Source organism: Burkholderia aenigmatica (genome assembly GCF_048627025.1).
Classification (GTDB): domain Bacteria; phylum Pseudomonadota; class Gammaproteobacteria; order Burkholderiales; family Burkholderiaceae; genus Burkholderia; species Burkholderia aenigmatica.
In genome coordinates this window covers 909,595-930,824 of record NZ_CP184468.1, presented here as the reverse complement: position 1 = coordinate 930,824, position 21,230 = coordinate 909,595, and the positions used below count along the sequence as shown (strand labels likewise).

The window sequence follows — 21,230 nt, the reverse complement described above, 5'->3', positions numbered from 1 at the left end:
TGACTGCTACAGCGAGAAACACCGCGGAACAACGCCCAAACTCCGCTTCAGACGGGAAAAATCAGTCGTCAAAAAAGCGGACCACGTGGGTTTGCTCTATAAAATACGGAATCCTAATTTCATGAATCGAATTTTCACCCGACATCCGATCCCAAGATGGGGATCAGTGTTTATTCAGCAGCATCTTCAATCGATGTCGAACTGAAACGGGAAGCAGCCGAGGATCTGCCGTGCGATCTGTTCCGATTCGGCATTTTCCAGGGTCACGCTCACCACCATCCCCCGCGACTTGTCATCGACGACAGCAAGACGCTGGAACGCAACACCTCCGTCGTGCAGTGCCGCTTCCAATGCGTCCTTTGTCTCGCGTCGCTTCAGTTCCGGCTTGAAGATCTTTCCGACTGCCGTCAGCGGCATCGAATCGACGATATGAACCTGGCGAGGCATTGCAGCCCTCTCCCGAATTTCCTCTTTGAGGAAGGTGAGCAATTCCGCTTCGGTGGCAAGTGCCCCCGTACGCAACTGAACGTAGGCAACGGGTAATTCACCCGCGTGTGCGTCGGGCCGGCCCAGAGCAGCAGCGATCTCCACGGCGGGGTGACGGTGCAGCGGCTGCTCGATCGTGAGCGGATCGATGTTGTGGCCGCCGCGGATAATGAGTTCCTTCTTTCGGCCCGTCATCCAGAAGTATCCATCCTCGTCCTGACGCGCCAGGTCGCCGGTGTTCAGCCAACGTCCGTCAGCCCCACAGTCGACCCACAGCCCTTTGTTCTGCTCCGCTACGCGGTAGCCGGCGAAGACGTTGGGACCCGACACGAGCAGCACACCAACCTCCTCAACCGCACAATCCCGAATGTACGTACCTCGTTCGTCCAGGATGGCCGTCTTCATTCTTTGGCACGGGACGCGCAATCCGATCGAACCGAGGCGGCGGTCTCCCAATGGCGGATTTACGCTGCTCACACATGTGGCCTCGGTCAAGCCGTAGCCCTCAAGAATTCTGATCCCGGTTCGCTCCTGAAAGTTGCGGAACACTTCGACTGGCATCGGCGCTGCGCCGCACAGGCCGTATTCGAGCGAACGGATGTCGTGCGTTCCGACAGGTACCTGCAGGAGGGATGCGTAAAGCGTCGGAACGGCGCTGAAGAAATTGATCCGATGATGCTCGACAATTTCCCAGAAGCGGGCAACAACGCCGTCGCCACGGTAGCCTTGCGGCGTCCCCAGAACCACGTGCGCCCCTCTGGAGAAAGGCAGCAGGCCCGTGACCAGCACGCCGTTGACGTGAAACAACGGTAGGCCACAGAAAACAACCTTTCCCGGCCCGATTCCGTCACCCAGGACTTGTGCGGTACTCCACGCGTTAGCGACTTCGTTGCCGTGCCGGCGCATCGCTATTTTCGGGAGACCGGTGGTTCCACCCGTACAGAAGAAAGAGGAGACATCGTCGGCCGAAAAGCAACGATCACTGTTCAGGCGGTCGCCTCGATGATCGGCTACAGCACTGTTCAAACTATGAATCCGGATATCGTCCGGTACCGCGCCACGCAGCCCAGCCGAACCATGCAAGCGCTCGACCTCGTTCTCGTGCATCATCTGCGCCACGTAGTGCTTCGCACCGCGCACGCGATCCGCGAGATTCACGAGAACCAGGTGCCGGAGCGAACCAATCCCGTCCAGATGGGGCTGCAGCTTCGTCCAGATGTCAGTGCCCGGGAACGGCGCCAGCGTCACCAGCACGGTTGCCTGAGTCGCATTGAGCAGTTCCGCAAGCGCAGCGCCTTCCAGCATCGGATTCAACGCACAAACGATGCCCGCGGCCTGACCACCCCAAATCACGAAATGCGTTTCGGGCAGGTTGGGCAGCACGAAGGCAATCACGCTGTCTTTCTCGACTCCGATGCTTTCGAAGAAGTTGGCCGTCTGCGTAATGCGTGCGAGCAACTCGCGATACGTCCATGTCCGCGGCACGCGATGCTCGTCGACCGTCATGAAGAAACTCAAGGCCGGCGCATCCGGATACTGCCTTGCACTCCGGCAGATCACCTCATAGGTACTTGCCGGCAGGTCGGTCGGCAAGCCGCGTGCCTCAATGGCCTCGACATCGTGAAGCGTAGCGATTCCCGACATGATGTTCACCCCTCCGCGACGATTCGGTTGCGTTGCATACCGAGGTCCACCCGACCGTCTGTCGATCGGATACTTGCTTCCACGAGATCGCCGGCCTTCAGGTACTGCGGTCGTGCCGACTGAACCTTCAGGAAGAATTCCCACTTCTTCTTTTCAGGCAGCAACGCGGCAATCCTTTGCTTCGCGGGTGATGGCACGGACAGAGCGCATCCGGCAGGCGTACCGGTCGCCAGCAGATCGCCGGCTTCGAAGTCGTGCACGCGCGAAAGTTCGGTCAGCGTCTCCGCCGGGCCGTAGACCAGGTTCGCCGTCGTGTCGTTTTGTCGGACTTCGCCATTCACGGTCAGCCGCAGCCGCAAATCTCTCAATACCGGGAAATCCTGGGGCTCGAGCAGCGTCAGCCAGGGGCCGACAGGACCGAAGGTCCTGAAGGATTTGCCTTTGTAGAACTGCATCTGCGGGATCTGGATGTCTCGCGCAGAGTAGTCGTTAACGATCACGGCACCGGCGACATACTCATGCAGGTTGCCATTCGTGACCTCTACTGCACCTCGAATGGCTTTGCGAATGACAAGCCCGAGTTCGATCTCGTAATCGAGGAACTGCACGATGCGGGGCTTCACCACTTGGCTGTCGGCCGCCACCATGCAGTTGGAGGCCTTGGTGAAGATCATGTTATAGGTCTTCACGTCGGGATCCATTCCCGATTCGATCATGTGCTGCCGGTAGTTCGCTCCCTGACACACGAACTGCTGGTTTTGCGTAACGGGTGACAGCAGCGTCACGGCGGACAATTCGAGCGTGTCGCCTCCGAGCGCGGCCAGCTCGGGGACGGAAGCGTGCCGGACGAAGTCGCCGGTGGTCTCAAACGTACCGGGAATCGGCGTGATAAGGTTGCCGCGAATCACACCCCATTGGGCGAGATCTCGATGCTCAAAGCGAACGATATTGACTGACATGGCTTAAACTCGTTTGAAAAAAATGGCCGGCTGCACGGGCACCAGGGCGGGCATCTCGGTTCGGAACAGGTCTGCCCATTCGATACGCCCGGGCGCTCGACGCGAATCCATCATGCGAAGATCCGCGCCAGCGTCACCAGCTTGCGCAGCGTCAGATCCGGTGTGCGTCGCACATTGCGAATCAATGCCGCGATTGCCGACAGCGTCAGCGTCGGTTTGGTAAAACTCGACGGCATGGGCTGCCCCCACTGCGACATCGCCTCCCGGCTGACTGCATGCACACCAGTGGGTCGATCGGCGGTAAACATGTCGCCGTCGCAGTAGTGTTCGTGTTTGTCGCCCCACGGGTCCTGCCAGTAGTCGAAGATCTGGCTGCCGAGTATGTGCCGCCCGATTCCCCACGCGTGCTTCCAGCCCCGCTCGCGCAATACGCGCTGGCCCATCCCTACCGCATCGGCGTCGACCACTTCGTAGGCGCTATGGCTGTAGAGCGGCATGAAACTCTGCGCCAGCGCAAGGGTGTGATGGTCGGCCGGTGTCTCTCCGAGATCGAGCCGAAAGAACGCCACCGCGGGCGACCCGTCCGGCAGTACCTGCACATCGCTCGGGATCAGGCCGAGATGTTCGGTATACCAAGCGCTTGTGGCCTGGTAGTTGGGCACCTCGAGAACGCAGTGACCGAGCCGGACAATCTCAGGTGGTTGCACGGGCGGACGCTGGGTATCGTTGATGCGATGCAAATCCGAGACCGAGTTGAAGTGAAGCGGCTCGCGGTGCGGAAGCGCTGCGACAGGATTCTGACCACACACGATTTCCACCGCAAAACCGGCCGGATCATGCAACACGACCCGCTCGCCCTCTCCCGGATGCGTGACGCTCGTCATGGCGCCGGCACCCGGCAAGCGCGAGAGTTTCTCCAGGTCCCGCCGATCGCCCACGGTGAATCCGAGTCCGACGAACCTGGACTTTTCAGCTCGATGTACGCGATAGCAGTACGGCGCGTCGGAAGTACCTCGCATGTACAACATGTCGTCGGAGCGGCGGACGGTGGACAGCCCGAAGTCGAGGAGGAAGCGCTCCGCCTGATCGAGGTCTGGTCGCTCGAAGATCAAATAGGCCAGCGAGGTGGCCTTGACCGTCGGGTTCGGGTGGCGAGCCGGTTGGGTGGTGAGCAGCGTAGTCATGGCAATGAACGAGGAGATGGGTAACGTGTCCCCAAAAAACACCTCTAAGCAGAACACTTGAGAACTATTATGAACACTCATGTTCAAAAACGAGTATCAGTGTAAATCACTAGGCCGAGAAGTTGACCATTTTTGAACAATGATGTTCAATGGTAGACATCAAACGAAGGATTCAGCCATGGAGCCCAATCTCCCGATCATTTCCCGTATCCACCGGGCCGCATTCGAACTCTTCGCCGAGAAAGGCGAGACCCAAGTGAGCATCAGCGAACTGGCTCAAGCTGCCGGAATCGCTCGCGGAACGGTCTACAACCACGTCCCCTCCCCAGAGGCGCTGTTTGAGACGGTGGCTGCGCGAATGGCGGAAGAGATGCACGAGCGCGTCGTCGCAAGCTTCGTGAATGTGTCCGACCCCGCCCAACGGCTGGCAAACGGCATTCGCTACTTCATCCGTCGAGCTCACGAAGAACCCCACTGGGGACGCTTTCTCAGCCGCTTCGCCTTCAGCCATGACGCGCTGCAGGGTATGTGGGCAGGTCCGACGATGCGTGACGTGGTCGATGGACTGGAGCAACAACGCTATGACTTCCGGCCCGAGCAACTTCACTCGGCCATTGCCGTCATCGCGGGTTCGGTACTGGCCTCCATCGTTCTGGTTCTCGACGGACATCGCACTTGGCGCGATGCCGGTTCGGACACGGCTGAGTTGGTTTTGCGGAGCCTGGGCGTCGACGGTGAGACGGCTCGACGTCACGCCACTGCAGAACTGCCGCCCCTGGCAGAGCGGCCGTAACAAATTTCTCTCGACTCGTTCTTGGTAGTCGAGTACGTCGGTCAGCCGAAAGGCTGCAGATACATACGACGATAAACGTCGAGGATCGCAGGATCCATCGAACTGATCGATGCCCGCGATCCGGGTGACAGTTGATTATTAGGAGACCTTTATGACTACCACGCCCGTCTTGATTGTTGGGGCTGGCCCTGTTGGCATGACCCTCGCCTTGAGCCTTAGTCAGCAAGGCATTGCTTCCGTCGTTCTGAACGATCGAACGACGACGACTCGTCATCCCAAGCTTGATGTCGTGAATTGCCGCTCGATGGAGATATTTCGCCAGTTGGGTCTTGCAGACAAGATTCGAGCAGCCGGCAATCCGGTGGAGGCAAACCAGTACGCGGCATATGCCGCGACGGCGAATGGCCCGTGGTACGGCGTGCTGCGCGATCGTCACCTGTTCTATCCCCCGGTAGCCGAAGGTCGAAAGCAGATCGCGGCCTGCACTGATGGCAGTTTGCCGCTGGAATCCATGCAACGGATCTCGCAAATGTACCTCGAGCCGATCCTGCTCGAGGCAACTGTTGCCGATCCGAACATCGATATTCGACTCGGCTGGAAAGTCGAAGAATTCCAGCAGAACGTTGATGGTGTCGTGGCGACTGCCAGGCGGACAGAAGACGGACAGGTCGAACAATTCCGCGCGCAGTATCTGGTTGGTTGCGATGGCCCCAACAGTCTGATCAGACGGACGCTGGGAATCGAGTATGACGGCACGCGAGACCTGATCGGTGAGTTGTACATCATTCATTTTCGATCCGACGCCGTCAAATCGCTTTACCCCAACAATCAACCCTACTGGCACACCTGGCTGTCGCGTCCCGGCTTCACGGGACTGCTTGTATCCCCGGATGCGAGCAAGAGCGACTGGGTGCTCCATCTCGCCTATCCGCCGCGAGAAGGCGAATCGCTGGAGGCGATCGTCACGAGCGCCTTGGGCGTGACCTTGCCGTTCGAAATCGTGCAGAGCGGGCCGTGGCGACCGCAGTTCCTGGTGGCGCAACGGTTCGGCGACGACCGTGTGTGGATGGCCGGGGACGCGACTCACCAGTACATGCCCACGGGCGGGCTCGGAATGAACACTGGCGTCACCGAAGCACATAACCTCGCCTGGAAACTCGCAGCCATGCTCAAAGGCTGGGGTGGCGACCGACTGTTGCCGAGCTACGAGGCCGAGCGCATCGCCATCGCCCGTCGCAATCGCGATCACGTGATGAAATGTGCCGCCGCTTGCTTTGAAGCCCAGTTTCCCGACAAGGACGCCGTGTTCGACGCTTCGTCCAAGGGCGACGCTCAGCGCCGTGAGCTCGGTCGGATGCTGGAGACCCGAATCTCACGGATGTATGAAGCACTGGGGATTGAAATCGGATATCGCTATGCCGGATCGCCAGTAATTTGCTCCGATGGCTCGCCTGCTCCTGCCTATCCGGATATCGAGTATCTCCCGACCACCTGGCCTGGTGCACGCCTGCCCAGCGGCTTCCTGGCAAACGGCGTGGCACTCTTCGATCATCTTGACCCGACCGGATTTACGCTGCTGGCCGCCGACAACGCCAATTGCGATGCGAGTCCCATGAAGGCGGCAGCAGAAGCTGCAGGGTTACCGCTCACTGTCGTGCATATCGAGGAACCGCATCTGATCCGCATGCTGGATCGCAAATGGGTGCTCGTGCGTCCTGACCAACATGTCTGCTGGCGCGGTGATGCGCTGCCGACCAATTGTCGATCCATTATCGACACCGTACGTGGAGCTCAATCATGAATCCGTCTACTCACGGTGCAACGCGTGCCGGTCACCATCGCCCTCCGTCACCGCGTGCCGAGAATCTGCGCAACGCAGTGATCAGCTACATGCCGTCGGCGCTCGCTGGTTTCGCCGTCCGTCTGTTGTTGTCGATGACGCCGTCCCTTATCCATCGGTCCGCGACGCGTCTGCCGCGTTTGCGAGAAATGCTGGCTTCCGGAACGTTCGTCGTGACTGTCACCACGATGCAAGGCGGTGGGGGCCAGTTGATTCTCCGCGATGGCCGCCTTTTCTTTTCTCGCCGTCGTTCCGCGGTTCCCGATCTGACACAGACCTGGTCATCGGCGAAGGAAGCACTGCGTGCATTGACGAGTAGCGACGAAACGGACCTGCAACGCGCTTTCGTCGCTGGTCATCTCAAGATGAGCGGCAGCTTTCTCCCGGTGCTTTGGCTCAACGAAGCGATGAAGCTCGCGCGTGGCAGAGACAGCAAACAAGTCACGCGCTTTCTTTCACGCGACGCAGCCTGAACCAAAGGCGCTCCCGAGCCACCACGACGTTTTCCGGATCGAATCATGTCCAAACTCCTTCCCGATTCTCAGATCGTCATCTACGGCGGCGGCATTGCAGGCGCCCCTCTCGCCAAGGCCCTGTCGCGCTCGTTTCAAATTACGCTGGTCGATCCGAACGACTATTTCGAGGTTCCGATGGCGGCTCCGCGAAATCTCGTCAAACCCGAGTTCGCGGAACGGGCGATCATCCCGTTCGCTGAAGCACTGCCCCGCGTGAAGCATATCCGGGGCTCACTGGTCGAGTTGCGCCGCGACGGGGGGCTCGTCGAGCTTCTGGACGGACAACGCCAGGTAGTCAGGGGGCAAGTAACCGTATTGGCGACCGGAAGCGCGTTCTCGAACTCGCTGATGCGCGCGATCGACGGCGCCACCGCCAGTGAGCGGAAAGCTTTCTACAGCAGTTACCAGCAACGAATCCACGTATCGAAACGGATTCTCATCGTGGGAGGTGGTCCGATCGGCGTCGAGGTCGCCGGCGAGATCAGCGAAAATTACTCCGACAAATCCATCACCATTCTCGAAGGTGGTCCTCGCCTTCTCGCCGGAACGTCAAAGACGGCCGCTGACCATGCGGCCAAAGTTTTGCAAAAGAATGGCGTGCAGATTCTGCTCAACGAGCGCCTGCAACGAGCCGACGGTGCCAGCACGGATGCATTCGCCCCCGCCGGCGAAGCGTTGACCGAGAAAGGCCGGCGAATTCCGTATGACTTGCTGATCTGGTGCGTCGGCGGCAAACCCAATACGGGATATATGAAACCTCGCTTCGCCTCCACGCTGAACGCGGCCGGGCGCATTCGAGTCGGATCGGATCTACGCGTCATCGGTCTGGATCGAGTATTCGCGCTCGGCGACATCACTGATCTCGACGAGAACAAGATGGCGTGGCACATCGACGCTCAAGTCAAGAACGCGAGTCACAACATTCGTGCAGTGCTCGCTAACTCTGGTGGACCGCATCGGCTCAAGGCCCATAAACCGCAGACCGGGAATCCGATGATGGCGGTCACACTCGGCAGCCGAAATGGTGTACTCCACCTTCCTGTCGTAGGCGTGGTGCGCTCCCCGGCGTTCAGCCGCATGGCGAAGGCCGGCCACATGCTAGTTCCGAAATACCGAAAGATTTTCGGCGTTTAACATTTCGCTCAGGCAGAAGATGCAACCGGCCAGGTGCGGCGAGTTGCATCATGTACAAACCCACTCAAATAAGGAATGCAAATGAACAGCTATTCGCGCAGCATGATTTTTCACCTTCTTAGTGGATTCGCAATCGCTCTTGCCGCGAGCAATTCGTTCGCCCAGACTTCTCCCGCCGGTACCTGGAGAACGATCGACGATGCGACCGGTCAGCCTCGAGGCGAAGTCAAGATCGTCGACCAGGAGGGTGTTTTCTCCGGCAAGCTTACCAACGTCCTGAAGGACGACGAGCGCACCAAGATCTGTTCGAAATGTACCGACGACCGTAAGGACAAACCGATTGTCGGCATGACGATTCTGAGAGGCCTGAAAAAGACTGGCGACAACGAATGGTCGGGCGGCAACATTCTCGATCCCGAAAATGGCAAGGTCTACAGCGCAAAAATGGCGCTGTCGGATGACGGAAAGAAACTGAACGTGCGGGGCTACATCGGGATCAGTCTGCTCGGGCGCACGCAGACCTGGGTTCGCGAGTAATGCCCCGTGGCCTCGTCGGCAAGTTCCACTCGTGAACAGGACAAAGCCCGGACTCGAGAGCGTTTGCTCATTGCGGCACGCAGTGTATTCCTCGAGAAGGGATATGTGTCGTCGAGTGTACGGGACATTGCCGAAGCGGCAGGTTACACACGCGGGGTCCTCTACTCGAGCATCGGCGTCGGCGCCAAGGCGGCGCTGTTGCTCGAGTTGCTGCGTCGCGATCAGGAGCGCACAAACTTTCCTCAGCTGTCAGACTGTCACATCCATCAAGCGAATATCGAATCTCTGATCGCCGCTTACTGTCGTCAACTCATTCGTGGTAGCGACTGCTATCCGCTGTGGGCAGAAGCTATGCTTGTTGCAAGACACGAGCCAGAATTTAGGAAGCACTTCGTCGCATTGCAGCTCGAAAAAATAGAACAAATTCATTCGCGCGTCGACCAACTACTCCAGCGAACAGGTCGAAGAGGCAGCGTACCGGCAGAACACCTCACGATAGTCATTCTCGGTCTATGTGAAGGATTGCAACTCTTCAAGTTGTCGGATGGAAATTTCAACGCCGATGAAGTGGTGAACGTAGTGATCGCCCGGTACCTTGCGCAAACTTCGTCGCGGCATTCCTAGCTGATCGCCCATCCACTTAGCACCACACGTCACGGTCTTGCAGTGCCCAAGGACACGACAGTAGTCTGACAAATGCGTGAGTTCGAGCTCATCTACCCGCCTCCTCTCGCCCGCTCTTCTGCAGCCAAGGGAGCGTTGACAATCGAACCAACCTGATCCGAATCATCGCCCCTGAGCCCGCCGGCATGCCCGCAACACGCACGAAAATTAAATTTTAATCACCTCATTTCACTGATTAAAATTAACCAAACCCTGGAACATAGCAATCTCTATTGACCAATTTTTTCTTGAAATACGAGAAATCTTTTCTACTCTAATCAAGAGAAATTTGCTCGAGGTTGCAATGAGTCCGTTCTCTGTTGCATTGCGGCAGTTGCGCGCAGAGTATGACGTTGCGCAGGGAGAGCTGGCCGACCGGCTCGGTCTCCGTCAATCCTACATCTCTCAATTGGAGCGCGGCACTAAGCTCCCGAGGGACAGGGACCTAGTCAGGAAAATTGTCGAAGCGCTAAGCCTTCATCCGCAGGAAGAAGCGTCTCTATGGCAAGCATTCCAAGCGTCCCGGAGGTTCGACCTCCCCCCCAACGATGCACCGCCTGCGGCTTATAGATACTTCGCGAAGCTCTCTGACGCGCTTCCTAGGTTGTCATCCGCAGACTTCAACACCCTTTCCACCTTCCTCGATTCAGTCGGTAATGGCGTCGGGCTTCGCAAGAGCAAGGCGTCCAATCCGGCCGGCGAATCTCAAGAGGAGATTCCCATGTAGAAATAAAAACGCCACCTAACCCCGGAGGACTAGGCGGCGTCGCGTGCATCTCTCGATACACGACTTGGGCAAGTTCAGTATCGGCGGCATGTTCGGACGTGTCAAGTCCTCTTCAAGCACTTCCAGAAAGGAAGCTGGAACCATATTGCTTGGAGAAAATTCATGTCTGGCGTCAGGAAAGTCGTCACGCGCTCCCCATTCAGGCGAGTAGGCACCGTCGCGTGCCCGTGGTTCCGTTCAGCTCCTATCGAGTACGAAAGCCTGCTGGAGCGTGACTTCATCCGGCTCGCGCTTCTCAGTCTGAAAGTCTCTGCGATCTTTGAGCAACCATTCACATTGGACCTCGGAGGCGCAGGCCGCTACACACCTGATTTTCTTCTGGCACACGAGCACGGACCGATTGTCGTCGAAGTGAAACCAAGTGCTCGCGTGTCCGAACCTGAAGTCCGATCGCGCCTTGATGCAGCCGCCAAGATATTAGCCGGCAGAGACCACCGATTCCTCGTCGCAACGGAAGATTTCATTCGCGGCGACAAACGCCACGACCGTGCGGCCATCATCCTCCGGCAAGCCAGGAGCCATCTGCAATCAAACGTTACGTCCAAGGTACTGGTGATCGCATCCCGAAGGCCGGACGGCATCACCATAAGGGACCTGGCAGACGAAGTCGGCGTTCCTCAATCTACCGTTCTCCATCTCGTCGGCCGCCGGCAACTGCGCATCGGTGAATCTCTGCGCATCGATGAACACCAGCTCGTCTTTCCCATTGAGGTGATCCAGTGACAATCTATACGCTAGATCGTGGCCTCATCGTGCGCAGCGGCGACTCTCAATGGCAAGTTCAGCGCGTCCTCGATCACACGTACGTTCAACTCGAACATGTACAGTCAGGCAGGATTCGTCGCGAGAAGCTCTCAAAGCTCGCGGCGGACATTACCTCCGGCAAGGTACATGTTGTTCGAGACGCAGACCTTATGACCGGGATGCGCCCAGAAGCACCCACGGCGATATCTATAACTTCCATTTCAGAGCGCTACCAACAAGCATATGTCCGCGCGAACGACTACGTGCGATACCTACGACGACACGGAATATCGAGAGGTCAACGTCGCAGAATTGCGGACGCTATATCGTCATGCGCCGAATCCATCGGAGACGATCATCCACCGAGCGCCTCAACCGTCATGCGGTGGATGCGACTCTTCGACACAAGCGACGGCAACCCAAGCGCCCTCATCTCCGGGAATGCTCACCGCAGACGTCAACCACGCATCCCTAGTCAGGTCCGCGCGATTGTCGACAATGTCTTGAAACGGCACTATTTCAAGAAGCGAGGGGCCACCCTTGTCGAAATACATGACCGTGTCGTTGAAGCACTTGCCGATGAGGTTGAGGCGGGCCGCATACCAACCGGCAAAGCCGTCGTAAGTTCATCGACAGTTCGCCGAATAGCGTACGAGACTACACCTTACGATCGCGACAGACTTCGTCTCGGCACGGTCGAAGCGAATCACAAATGGCGATTTTCGAAACCAGGCCGCTACGCATCCCGACCACTCGAGCGAGTCGAGATGGATCACACGTTGCTCGACATCTGGGTGATTGACGATCGCTGGGGCATCCCGCTCGGGAGACCAACGATCACCTTCCTGGTATGCAGCTACAGTGGCTACATCCTTGGCTTCTACATATCGTTCGAAGGCGAATCGCTCGCACGTGTTCTCCAATGTATCAAGCTAGCAATACAGCCGAAAGACGAGATCACGAAGACCGCGAACCTGTTTAATCCATGGCATGCGATGGGCCTATGGGAGACTCTCGTCGTTGACAACGCCCTGTCGGTACACTCGAATCGCCTCAAGCTTATCGTGAACGAGTTGTGCTCTGACCTGGAGTACTGTCCGGTACGCATGCCTTGGTTCAAAGCCGTCGTCGAGCGCCATCTCGGTGAACTTACCCGCGACCTCCCTGCGCAAGGTCGCCCCCAGAAGCCGGGGCGCCAACCCGATCCGATCGATCCACGTGTAACGGCTTGCATCACTTTCTCCGACCTGTGTCACGGAGTATTGCAGTGGGTGGTTGACGTACACCCCTTCCAAATTCACTCCAGGAAAATGAGCCGCCCAATCGATTTGTTCCTGGACGGCCTGGATAGCTGCCCCGCCCCAACATTCCTGGAGTCGACAAGGAATCTTGACGTCATAGCCGGGATTCGCACGACCACGACGGTCCGTCATGACGGACTGACCCGGAAATGGATCACATACGCATCTGATGAGCTAGGCGACATGAGGAAAGAGGTTGGAGCGAATTTTCGCGCCAATATCGTCTATAACCCGTACGAACTTGGGAGTGTATTCGTACAGCACCCACGCACCACCGAATGGGTGAGTGTGTCGGCCAAGGACGAAGAATATGCGACTGGCCTGTCGGAGACTCAACATCGAATCATCCGCGCGGCGGCCGCACAACGTTTGACTCTCGCAAATGCCGAAGAGGTGTTGAGAAAGGCTCGGCTCGCGTTGCTCGACCACTGGGCAACTGCAGTTTCAACGGGGAAACGCATCAGACAAGCTCCTCGAGACTTGGCACTGCTTCAGCAAGTCAGCGCTGTGTCTGTCGCGCCCTCCGCTGCCCCGGCGACTCCGATCCGGGCATTCGAGCAGTTCGCCACCGATGAAGACGAGGTGGCGATGACTAAGCCGATTCCATCGTTTGATACCTTCGTCGGAGACATCCTATGAGCTATAGCGATCAAGCCATACAAGCTGGAATCCGCATCGAAGGCATACGAGTTCACCACACAAAGTTCAAGCGCGCACTCGACGCGATCGCTAGGGTCATCCAGATAGGAAACTCTGTTTCGATGACAACCGGCGTGAGCGTCATCGCTCCAGCTGGTTCCGGTAAGACTCTTCTTATCGAATCGGTAAAGCAAAACGTATGCAGATGGCCGTTTCTGCCACCAAATAGCGTCCTTTGCGCTTCGCTGAAAGAATCTCCGAGCGTGAGCCAGGTCCAGGACGAACTTCTCGCCGGGCTCAACTATGTCATCCCGCCACGATCAGTCCGGCGGAACAACACCATATCGTTCGACCTGCTTGTTGAGGCAGTTGATCACCACGGCATACGACTAATCGCGATCGACGAGTATCAACACGTCTTTCTCGCAAGAAAAACCGATGCTCGCGCAGACATGATCGACTGGACGAAAAGACTGATGACGAAGACCAAGTGCCCGGTCCTGCTCGCGGGCACAGAGACATTGCGAAGCATTGAGAAGGGCGACCCGCAGCTCTCCTCGCGAGTCCCCACTGTTCTTGCGCTGCCTGCGTTCGAGAATGACGAAGAGTGGCGTGGGATGCTCACTGCGTTCTCGTCGGCGGTCCCGGAGGTCAATTTGGCGCCCTTGTGCACCGACTACGCAACGACAATGTTCAGAGCCACGCGCGGAATGATGCGCATGCTAAAAGCGCTGATTATCGAGGTCTCCATGATTGCGATCGACAACGGCGAAGGTCAGGTCACAAAGCAGCATCTACAGATCGCGTTCAATCGAGTCTACGGTGACGACTCAAGCCTTCCGAATCCATTTGTGTGATGCGTCCCTTCTCAGCAGTGCCATATCCCAGGCAGGACGAGATCCACGCCGATGAAGACGGTATGGGATTCGCTTTGAGAATGGCGACTCGGAACTGCATCACCTTTCACGATCTCGCCCGACACTTTGCGTCGCCGGGTCACCTCTATCTTCCTGCGCAATCGGCAAGTGCCATCGCTTTCATGTTCGGGTGTACGCCGGCCAAGTTATGTCACGCCTTTGTGCAAAGGCAATTTCGAGGATGCAGCGTTGGAGCCCACTTCCTAGGATTCGACTTTCTACGCCCCTACCATCTGCGTCAAACCCACCCGCAACTCTGCCCAATATGCATTCGCGAGCAAGCCCACGCGCTTGCCATTTGGTCCGTGTCCTTGGTCACCGCGTGCCCCGTGCACGGAATTCGTCTCATCGAACACTGCGCTTGCGGACGACCGATCAGTTGGCGGCGCCCCTCGATCGACACGTGTGAATGCGGTCTGCATCTGACAGATGCCTACCAGCGCACTGAACAGGCGGATCCACGCGAAGTGGAAGTTGCGCGACAGGCAACGTACTTACTCGGTACCGCGCATTTTCGCCTCCATGCCCGCGACGCGATCTTGGGTGTGTTCGACGATGTGTCGATTGACACCTATCTTCGCCTTATTTGGGCGTTCGGAATCGTCGAAGAGAATCAGTCGACAAAACCACGAAGCGCCAACCGGCTCTTGCCTACCGACGAAGCTTCGATGGTCTGTTGCAGGGCACACGACCGTTTCGTGCAGTTAATCAGTACGAGGTCTGGCCGGCTCGACGTCAACGTACACACGACCGCATTCGCCTCGCTTCGTCTCGACTACACATCGGCTTCCGACGTTCGGATGATCGAGTCGATAGCGGGGAAGCTGGATGAAAGGTCGGGGTCAATGCCACGCCGACGGTGTCGCTTGACTAATCCTCAGTTGCCACTGTTTGGAGAAGCCGATGATTGAGGGGCTACCCAGTTTGCTAGTCGTACCCACTCCCATTGCCGACGAGTCGCCAGCGTCGTGGATACTGCGAGTTTGCGAGAAGCACCACATCTCGTACTGGATGCTGTTACGGAATTTCGGCATAAAGGAAAACTACGATCCCGACATATCGCTGCGAGCCGAGGACCTACTGCGTATCGGGCGAGGTACCAAGATCCCGGAGCAACGTCTGCGCAACCTTGGGAATACGTTTTCGGCAGTGAGACGGGATCGATTCCTCACCGCTCTCTTGATCACCGACAGACCCTATCGTGTGAAGTATCGATTTTGCACCGAATGCTTGCGGACGGACCCTGTCCCATATTTCCGTATCCAGTGGCGATTCCTCGACTGGAAATACTGCCCCATCCATCGAATCGAACTTGCTGATCACTGTGGACAATGTGGCAGCCCAAGATCTGGAATGTCGTACGGAAGAATCTTGACTGACAAAACACTGAACATCCGGAACTGCCCTCGCTGCTGTCATTCACTAGCGGCGCACGGGCCGCCAAACGTCAATGCCCAAGCTAGCGACACTATCGTGGCACTTCAGAGGCATGTCGTTACCGCGTCGTTGATTGACATGAACGAAATAGACGGACCAGTCAATCGTGGCGTCCTACGCTGGTATCTCCTCTGGTACGTTCGCCGCTATCGCCCCGAATTCAGCATCTCAGCTAGATCGCAACGCCCGCGCGCCTCCTTTCTGGATATAGGTGACGATCTTCCCGCCATTCTGGCGATGTACGAGCGCCGCCGCCGGGGGGCCAAACTGAGTCAAGGCAAAGCCCCTGACGAGCCCCCAGCAATTGCTCATAAGCCGACCACACCCCCATGGTGAATGTAGGGTTCTATGTATGGTTAATTTTCGCGCAACGCATTGATCTATTTGAATTACTCACCTTCCATGTAGAGCTCTATGTAGAGTTCATTAAACGGCGCCGAGGGGCACAAAGAGGTGCGCTCTGTCTCGTGTACTGCGACCTCGGATCCCGATCTAGACTGTTCACATTCCTCTGATCCCGCTCGAACCGAGCGAAATTCCATTGACGGGCACGGCCAAAAAATTTCGCATGCGAAAACGGACTCAGAAGCTTGTCGGCATCTTCGCTACCTCAGTTGGTCACGCACGGAGAGGTTCCAGTGCTACACCGAGACGGCATATCGCACCAAGCAACGTGGGCACGACGCCAAGTTGCTACCATCACGATGGATAGTCCAAATTTGTGCGCGAACGCATCCGCTTGCGCATGCCCTCTCACGCGCCGTCGGTCTAAATAGGAGCGACCACGATGCAACTGGTATCGCCTGAATCGATCGCTGAAGTGATGGCCTTGCACCCTGTTCCGCATACTTTGGCTGAACTCGATGCGCGAGTCCAAGAAGGGCTCCCAAAGTCGGCGCTGCGTAACTGCGTTGAGTCCGCTACCAGCGGCGTTGAAGCGCAGCACGCGTTACTCGCACAAATCGTCCCAGCAGCGACCTACAAGCGACGTCGTGCTCGACTCACCCAAGCGGAGTCCGAAAGGACCGAGCGACTCGCGCGTATAGTCGCGACAGCCTCTTATATGTGGGGAAATCGAGAGGATGCGCGCGTGTTTCTCGGGACGCCCCACCCGCTGCTCGAAGGGTGCAAGCCTCTCAATGTTGGCCTAACGGAACTAGGCGCGCGACGCGTCGAAGAACTGCTATGGCAGCTTTTCTACGGACTGCCGACATGAGAGAATTCCAGGCATTAGTAAAGCAAACACTGATCTTCACCGGAAACTCCTTGTTACATGGAACGCGTACCTGTGCCCCCACCTGGAAATTCAAATCAAGTGCTAACAGACCCAACACGCCTCCGTGATCAACTTTACGCGTTGCGCAAGCGAGCTGGTTTTTCTCAGACCGAGTTGGCCAAACTCCTAAAAATTGATCAATCGAATTTGTCGAAGATTGAGCGTGGCGTCCGGTCCCTTGACTTCTTCGGCTACATTGACTGGTGCCGCGCGTGCGGCGCGTCCCCAATTGACTCATTGGAAGAGCTCCTTGGGTCAGATAGTCTCGACACTTAGTTCCGCCGCTTCGCCATCAAAGGGAATGCACAAAGACCTGCCCTGCAAGATAGGCTGATGGTTCATTGTCCCAACTCGCGACCATAGCTCGAACCTCAATTGTGTCTGGGACCAATTCACGAAGCTGTTGAAGCTTAGCGTCTATCAATGAGCGCTCATCGGACAGTACTGCCAGAAGGGCAACGTCAACCTTCAGATCTTTTGCGGTTTCCGCGAGATCAGAAATGTCAGATGGTGCAATCAGTTCCGCTCGCGCCTTGGCTTCGCCAATAACGAACTTCCCGTCACAAACACACAAGATGTCTAGCTCTCGGGACGGAACCCAATCTTGGTCTTCCGGATAGCGCTTGTACAGCATCGTTTGCGGTGTGAAACTGAAGAACGATGCCGACTCCTTTCGAAGAGCCGCCAAGATACACGCAACAGTCAACGTGTCATGCTCCCGAAGACACGTCGCAAAGAACTCATTGAGGCGGAAGTCCATTGCGACGTCGACAGGAAGGAAGTGCTCCATGGCGCAAACATCGCATCCCATTTTGTCGTCTAAATTGCGAACGTTCACCCAATTTCGATGCGAGCAGTTCCGACACACCCATTCGTGTCCACGATAAAAAACGCGTCTGTCGACCAGGTATGCCAACGATGACTTGAGCTCGCCCGGAGCGTCTGTCATGATCTCGTCTACACGCTCTCTCAGGTTAGCATCCCCGGCAACCGCTTCATCGAGCTCAGCAAGCCAGAGCTTCAGCAATCTGTCATAGCGGGTACGCAGACGCGGAACCTTCAGTCGACTGGCGTTTCGAACAACATGATCCGCCAGACGCTCCCAACCTTCGTCATCGTCGATAAGAAGTGAGCCTGTTCTAGCTTTGAGCCTATTCTTGAGAAGGGCGATGACCTCGGCGTTCTGATTGTTGGCTGGTGCCGCCATCGCATAAAACTGCCGACGCCAGAATCGCATATCCATCGTATGCTCAATGTCACTTAGTGATCCAAACATTCCGAGCAAACCCGCAAGATAGCGCCCCTTATCCGACAACTCAACGTAACGGTATGGTGGTTGTGCGTCCGGATCGAACTCGATATCGTCGTGATGGAGGAAGTTCGCTTGGGTAATCAGACTGGCGAAAAATGTCTCATCACTTGGCTGCGTAATTTTTATTGTGGCTGACTCGATGCTTGCAGGAGCCGACAGGTTTCCAAATCGAAGAATTCGAGCACCTTCAACCCTAACAAAGTGTCCAACCAGCATCCGCCTCTTTGGCAATCTCCAGCTTTGCCGAATGTTGCTGAATCGTCCGTGATCTTCTAACTTATCAACACTTAGATCAACAAACCACACTCCTTCCGAAAATATCGGGTGCTGACCTGCGCTGTACTTGAGATGGGGTGGTGCCGGCACCTCAACAAGTGTCGTCTGATCTTGCACTGACGTTTCGCTCGTACCACGTGACGTTCTGGTCATACCAAAAGCGGGACGTACACTCGAGGCATCTGCGGGACAACAATCGTCGAAACTTGAGATCGTCGAATAGATCACCGTTGATCGCGCAGCCAGTGCAATTTTGTCAACAAACGACGAGAGTGACGGCTCGTCGAGCGAATACGAGCGAACCGCAATTTGCTGAGGTCCAGAGCCGCCACCAAGCCAGTTTACTGCCCGAAGAAAGGCACCAATGCTGGCGATCTTTTCCTCGTCATTAGCGACTGTCGATGGCACTCGCAGAGTATGGTAAGTCTGATTTGTCGAATCATCGAACAACAAACCGGCGTTCCAGCAGGAAATTCGGTCTGCCAAGCTATCACCGACGACAAGACAGAATGCGTCTCTCCACGCATGGTTCGCGCGAAAAGGCTGACACATCAAGTTTGACAGTTGGGCAAGCGTCGACACACTGCTTCGCCCAAGGTGCTCGAGAGCAGCATATGCATCTTGCACTTCCTCTGGATTCGCTATATTCAACCGCCAGCGATTCGGAGACGGGTTTTCGGGGGTCAACATTAGAGGACGCACGCCGATTTGATCGTGTACCGGGTATCGGCCGATGCTTGCGTGGAGCGTACCAAAGTTGTCCTTTATCAAGCCATCGTCTTCCCACTGCGGATAGCTGTCCAGGATCAAATCAACTGTGTGCCGACGAAGACCCGAGACGGTCTTCAGGAACGGGATCCATGAGAGCGACGTGAGCGCCGCAGGCTCGCGATAGACACGCGGTTGAGGTTCGATCTCTTCCGGATCTCGCTGCCGATGCTCCAAAAGCACGTCACCTATATGCGGTCGTAAGTGTGACGCAATTTCAGAATTCCGATACGTCAAAAGCATCACGACATCTGGATCGATGACCTTTAACCAGTCGATGTAGCGCTGAGAAATTCGCCCTTCGATGCATGGCACGATCAACGACTGACGGCCTCCGTGGCGCGCGAAGCATTCAGCCATTATTTCGTCTAGCCAGTGATGTGAATCTTCCCCATCTTCCAGTACGTACGCGATACGAATCGGGCGCTCAGTTGCTCGAATCTTAGGATCAGGCTTATGCATCGAGTCCCCGGTGGAACGTAGTTTTCACGCGCGATGTTCATGGGCGAATAGCTCTTGCAGCAACGACAATCAAGATAGACTCAAGCACCTCACGTCTTGCCTTGCGCCACCGTCTAACTCAGGCCCGAATCGCTCCCTCCATTCAATACGAATGGTCCTCTCAAGTATCTTCACCTCATATCCCGTGAGGTAGTGCGGAATACAGTTTCACCATCTGTTCCCGGATGAATTCGATTGGTACTTCCGGAGGGTAAGCCTCCACGAATTGCCTAAGATTGTTGAATTCTTCAATACGATGCTCGCGATACTTCACCACAAGAATCGCCGCCCGTTCTGGCGGAGCAACTGCCTTTTCAGAGAGCCATACCCACGTCGTTGCCCCACCATACAATCTTGCTGAAACTGCAACACGGTACCGACCGGCGTGCCCCTTCTGAAAATGAACCATGACGACGTGCCTATCGGCAGGTACGCCTGAGAACGGGTCGTCTTGTGATGGTTTCGTACTCAGTGGTATCGCGCGCTTATTTGTTAGGATCGCTCGCTTGATGCCGTTGAATCCGTGGTGTCGTGCATAGTCCCGGCCGTACGCATAAGCGATGGCATTAACCCCGATCTTCGCAATAACGCGTGCGTAGGTGCTCAACTCCATCGACATCGAGAGATGTACCAGTGGATTGACCACGGCGGCTTCCTCTCGAGTCGTAACCGAAAGTGCCGGCAAAGCCTTTCGTGCCCTCGTCAACAACGCTAGCTCATCGCACCCAGTCGGCGCTCGCAGCACGATCTGGCCAGCTCGCCGTCTGTAGAGGGTCGGTGGACGACACACCTTACCACTTGGCGACGGATGTAATACCTCTCGCCAAAGACCCGATACAGGCGGACGTTCAGCCGCGTACCGCGACCCGCTTTCATACCCTGCCTCAGTCCACCGGACAGTCTCAACGATAAATTTTGCACTCTTACCAATCCCGATCTTTTCGATCAAGTCGATGGAATCGGTCAGTGTCGCGGAAAGACTCGCAAAGAAGTCGTCCGGGTTTTCGGCATTGCTTCCCGTGCAGCCTACTCGCCCGTCGTCGAGAAAGACGAGTTGCATGAGAATTACCGCCTTACCCGACGTACCGACCTCCCCCTCAACCGCACCGAAATTCTCAGTAAGCACCGTCGTTTCTCGTGTGTCGATCGTTGGCAAGCTCGCTTTCTTTCCGCGGCCTCTGCCATGTGGCTGAAGAAAAATACGGGCGAGGGCCGTCGGCGACGAACGCATGAATTGCAGTTCGATCGGTGAAAAGATGTTGGTATTGCAATGGCCACAGACCATGTTAGTCAAAAGGAAGCGATCGTCGTCGCCACCCAGGCCAGCTGGAAATACATGCTCGTTTGTGAAGCCACGCTCGAGGCCGCAGTAGATGCACGTCGCTACATCTTGGGGTTTCAAGGTCTGCATTGCGACTCTTTCACTAAAGTGAAGTACAAAAGCGCGATCCCTTTTCGATTGCATCCCCCCAAACTGGACGCGGAGCCTCGCAAAGGATAGATCACGATCCGAGGCC

Annotated in this window: 19 protein-coding genes; 14 read left to right on the top strand and 5 right to left on the bottom strand. The window is 56.6% G+C overall.

The window, feature by feature from the left end:
- Positions 1-186: 186 nt before the first annotated feature.
- From ACN8ZM_RS04355 to ACN8ZM_RS04345, 3 genes are all read right to left on the bottom strand, one after another.
- Positions 187-2,130: an acyl-CoA synthetase gene (locus ACN8ZM_RS04355; RefSeq protein ID WP_420210637.1), complete on the bottom strand. Its 1,944-nt coding sequence runs from the start codon at positions 2,128-2,130 to the stop codon at positions 187-189.
- Positions 2,131-2,135: 5 nt separating this feature from the next.
- The gene (locus tag ACN8ZM_RS04350; protein WP_420210636.1) at positions 2,136-3,089 is read right to left on the bottom strand and encodes a fumarylacetoacetate hydrolase family protein; all 954 of its coding nucleotides are present in this window, start codon (positions 3,087-3,089) and stop codon (positions 2,136-2,138) included.
- Between the two features lie 110 nt (positions 3,090-3,199).
- A complete protein-coding gene (locus tag ACN8ZM_RS04345) occupies positions 3,200-4,273 on the bottom strand; it encodes a VOC family protein (protein WP_420210635.1) in 1,074 nt (357 codons plus the stop codon).
- 178 nt (positions 4,274-4,451) lie between these two features.
- Here ACN8ZM_RS04345 and ACN8ZM_RS04340 point away from each other — a divergent pair, with 178 nt between their 5' ends.
- The 14 genes from ACN8ZM_RS04340 to ACN8ZM_RS04275 all read left to right on the top strand — a co-directional run bounded on the left by ACN8ZM_RS04340 (position 4,452) and on the right by ACN8ZM_RS04275 (position 17,132).
- Positions 4,452-5,066 (top strand): TetR/AcrR family transcriptional regulator, encoded by a 615-nt coding sequence (locus tag ACN8ZM_RS04340; protein ID WP_420210634.1) that lies wholly within the window; start codon positions 4,452-4,454, stop codon positions 5,064-5,066.
- Between the two features lie 151 nt (positions 5,067-5,217).
- Positions 5,218-6,867, top strand: coding sequence for an FAD-dependent monooxygenase (locus ACN8ZM_RS04335; protein WP_420210633.1), 1,650 nt, complete (start codon positions 5,218-5,220; stop codon positions 6,865-6,867).
- Complete coding sequence (locus tag ACN8ZM_RS04330; RefSeq protein WP_420210632.1) at positions 6,864-7,379, top strand: hypothetical protein; 516 nt, start codon at positions 6,864-6,866, stop codon at positions 7,377-7,379. The genes ACN8ZM_RS04335 and ACN8ZM_RS04330 overlap by 4 nt, the downstream gene beginning before the upstream one ends.
- A 45-nt stretch (positions 7,380-7,424) precedes the next feature.
- Positions 7,425-8,555, top strand: coding sequence for an NAD(P)/FAD-dependent oxidoreductase (locus tag ACN8ZM_RS04325; protein ID WP_420210631.1), 1,131 nt, complete (start codon positions 7,425-7,427; stop codon positions 8,553-8,555).
- Between the two features lie 75 nt (positions 8,556-8,630).
- Positions 8,631-9,092: a DUF2147 domain-containing protein gene (locus ACN8ZM_RS04320; protein WP_420210630.1), complete on the top strand. Its 462-nt coding sequence runs from the start codon at positions 8,631-8,633 to the stop codon at positions 9,090-9,092.
- Positions 9,093-9,155: 63 nt separating this feature from the next.
- Positions 9,156-9,716, top strand: a complete 561-nt coding sequence (locus ACN8ZM_RS04315; protein ID WP_420210629.1) for a TetR/AcrR family transcriptional regulator — start codon at positions 9,156-9,158, stop codon at positions 9,714-9,716.
- Between the two features lie 343 nt (positions 9,717-10,059).
- Positions 10,060-10,482 carry a helix-turn-helix domain-containing protein gene (locus tag ACN8ZM_RS04310; RefSeq protein WP_420210628.1) on the top strand — a complete coding sequence of 141 codons (423 nt, stop codon included), beginning with the start codon at positions 10,060-10,062 and terminating at the stop codon, positions 10,480-10,482.
- Positions 10,483-10,644: 162 nt separating this feature from the next.
- A complete protein-coding gene (locus ACN8ZM_RS04305) occupies positions 10,645-11,265 on the top strand; it encodes a TnsA endonuclease N-terminal domain-containing protein (protein ID WP_420210627.1) in 621 nt (206 codons plus the stop codon).
- 788 nt (positions 11,266-12,053) lie between these two features.
- Positions 12,054-13,226: a hypothetical protein gene (locus ACN8ZM_RS04300; RefSeq protein WP_420210626.1), complete on the top strand. Its 1,173-nt coding sequence runs from the start codon at positions 12,054-12,056 to the stop codon at positions 13,224-13,226.
- A complete protein-coding gene (locus ACN8ZM_RS04295; protein ID WP_420210625.1) occupies positions 13,223-14,083 on the top strand; it encodes a TniB family NTP-binding protein in 861 nt (286 codons plus the stop codon). Before ACN8ZM_RS04300 ends, ACN8ZM_RS04295 begins: the two co-directional genes overlap by 4 nt.
- Positions 14,083-15,054 carry a TniQ family protein gene (locus ACN8ZM_RS04290; protein WP_420210979.1) on the top strand — a complete coding sequence of 324 codons (972 nt, stop codon included), beginning with the start codon at positions 14,083-14,085 and terminating at the stop codon, positions 15,052-15,054. Before ACN8ZM_RS04295 ends, ACN8ZM_RS04290 begins: the two co-directional genes overlap by 1 nt.
- Positions 15,047-15,916 carry a TniQ family protein gene (locus ACN8ZM_RS04285; RefSeq protein ID WP_420210624.1) on the top strand — a complete coding sequence of 290 codons (870 nt, stop codon included), beginning with the start codon at positions 15,047-15,049 and terminating at the stop codon, positions 15,914-15,916. The genes ACN8ZM_RS04290 and ACN8ZM_RS04285 overlap by 8 nt, the downstream gene beginning before the upstream one ends.
- A gap of 451 nt (positions 15,917-16,367) precedes the next feature.
- Positions 16,368-16,796, top strand: coding sequence for an antitoxin Xre/MbcA/ParS toxin-binding domain-containing protein (locus ACN8ZM_RS04280; protein ID WP_420210623.1), 429 nt, complete (start codon positions 16,368-16,370; stop codon positions 16,794-16,796).
- 57 nt (positions 16,797-16,853) lie between these two features.
- Positions 16,854-17,132 (top strand): helix-turn-helix domain-containing protein, encoded by a 279-nt coding sequence (locus tag ACN8ZM_RS04275; protein WP_420210622.1) that lies wholly within the window; start codon positions 16,854-16,856, stop codon positions 17,130-17,132.
- A 16-nt stretch (positions 17,133-17,148) separates the two neighbouring features.
- On the opposite strand, the gene ACN8ZM_RS04270 is transcribed toward ACN8ZM_RS04275, so the two are convergent.
- Both ACN8ZM_RS04270 and ACN8ZM_RS04265 read right to left on the bottom strand, forming a co-directional pair.
- Positions 17,149-19,674, bottom strand: a complete 2,526-nt coding sequence (locus tag ACN8ZM_RS04270; protein WP_420210621.1) for a hypothetical protein — start codon at positions 19,672-19,674, stop codon at positions 17,149-17,151.
- Between the two features lie 175 nt (positions 19,675-19,849).
- Complete coding sequence (locus ACN8ZM_RS04265) at positions 19,850-21,124, bottom strand: hypothetical protein (protein WP_420210620.1); 1,275 nt, start codon at positions 21,122-21,124, stop codon at positions 19,850-19,852.
- Positions 21,125-21,230 lie beyond the last annotated feature (106 nt).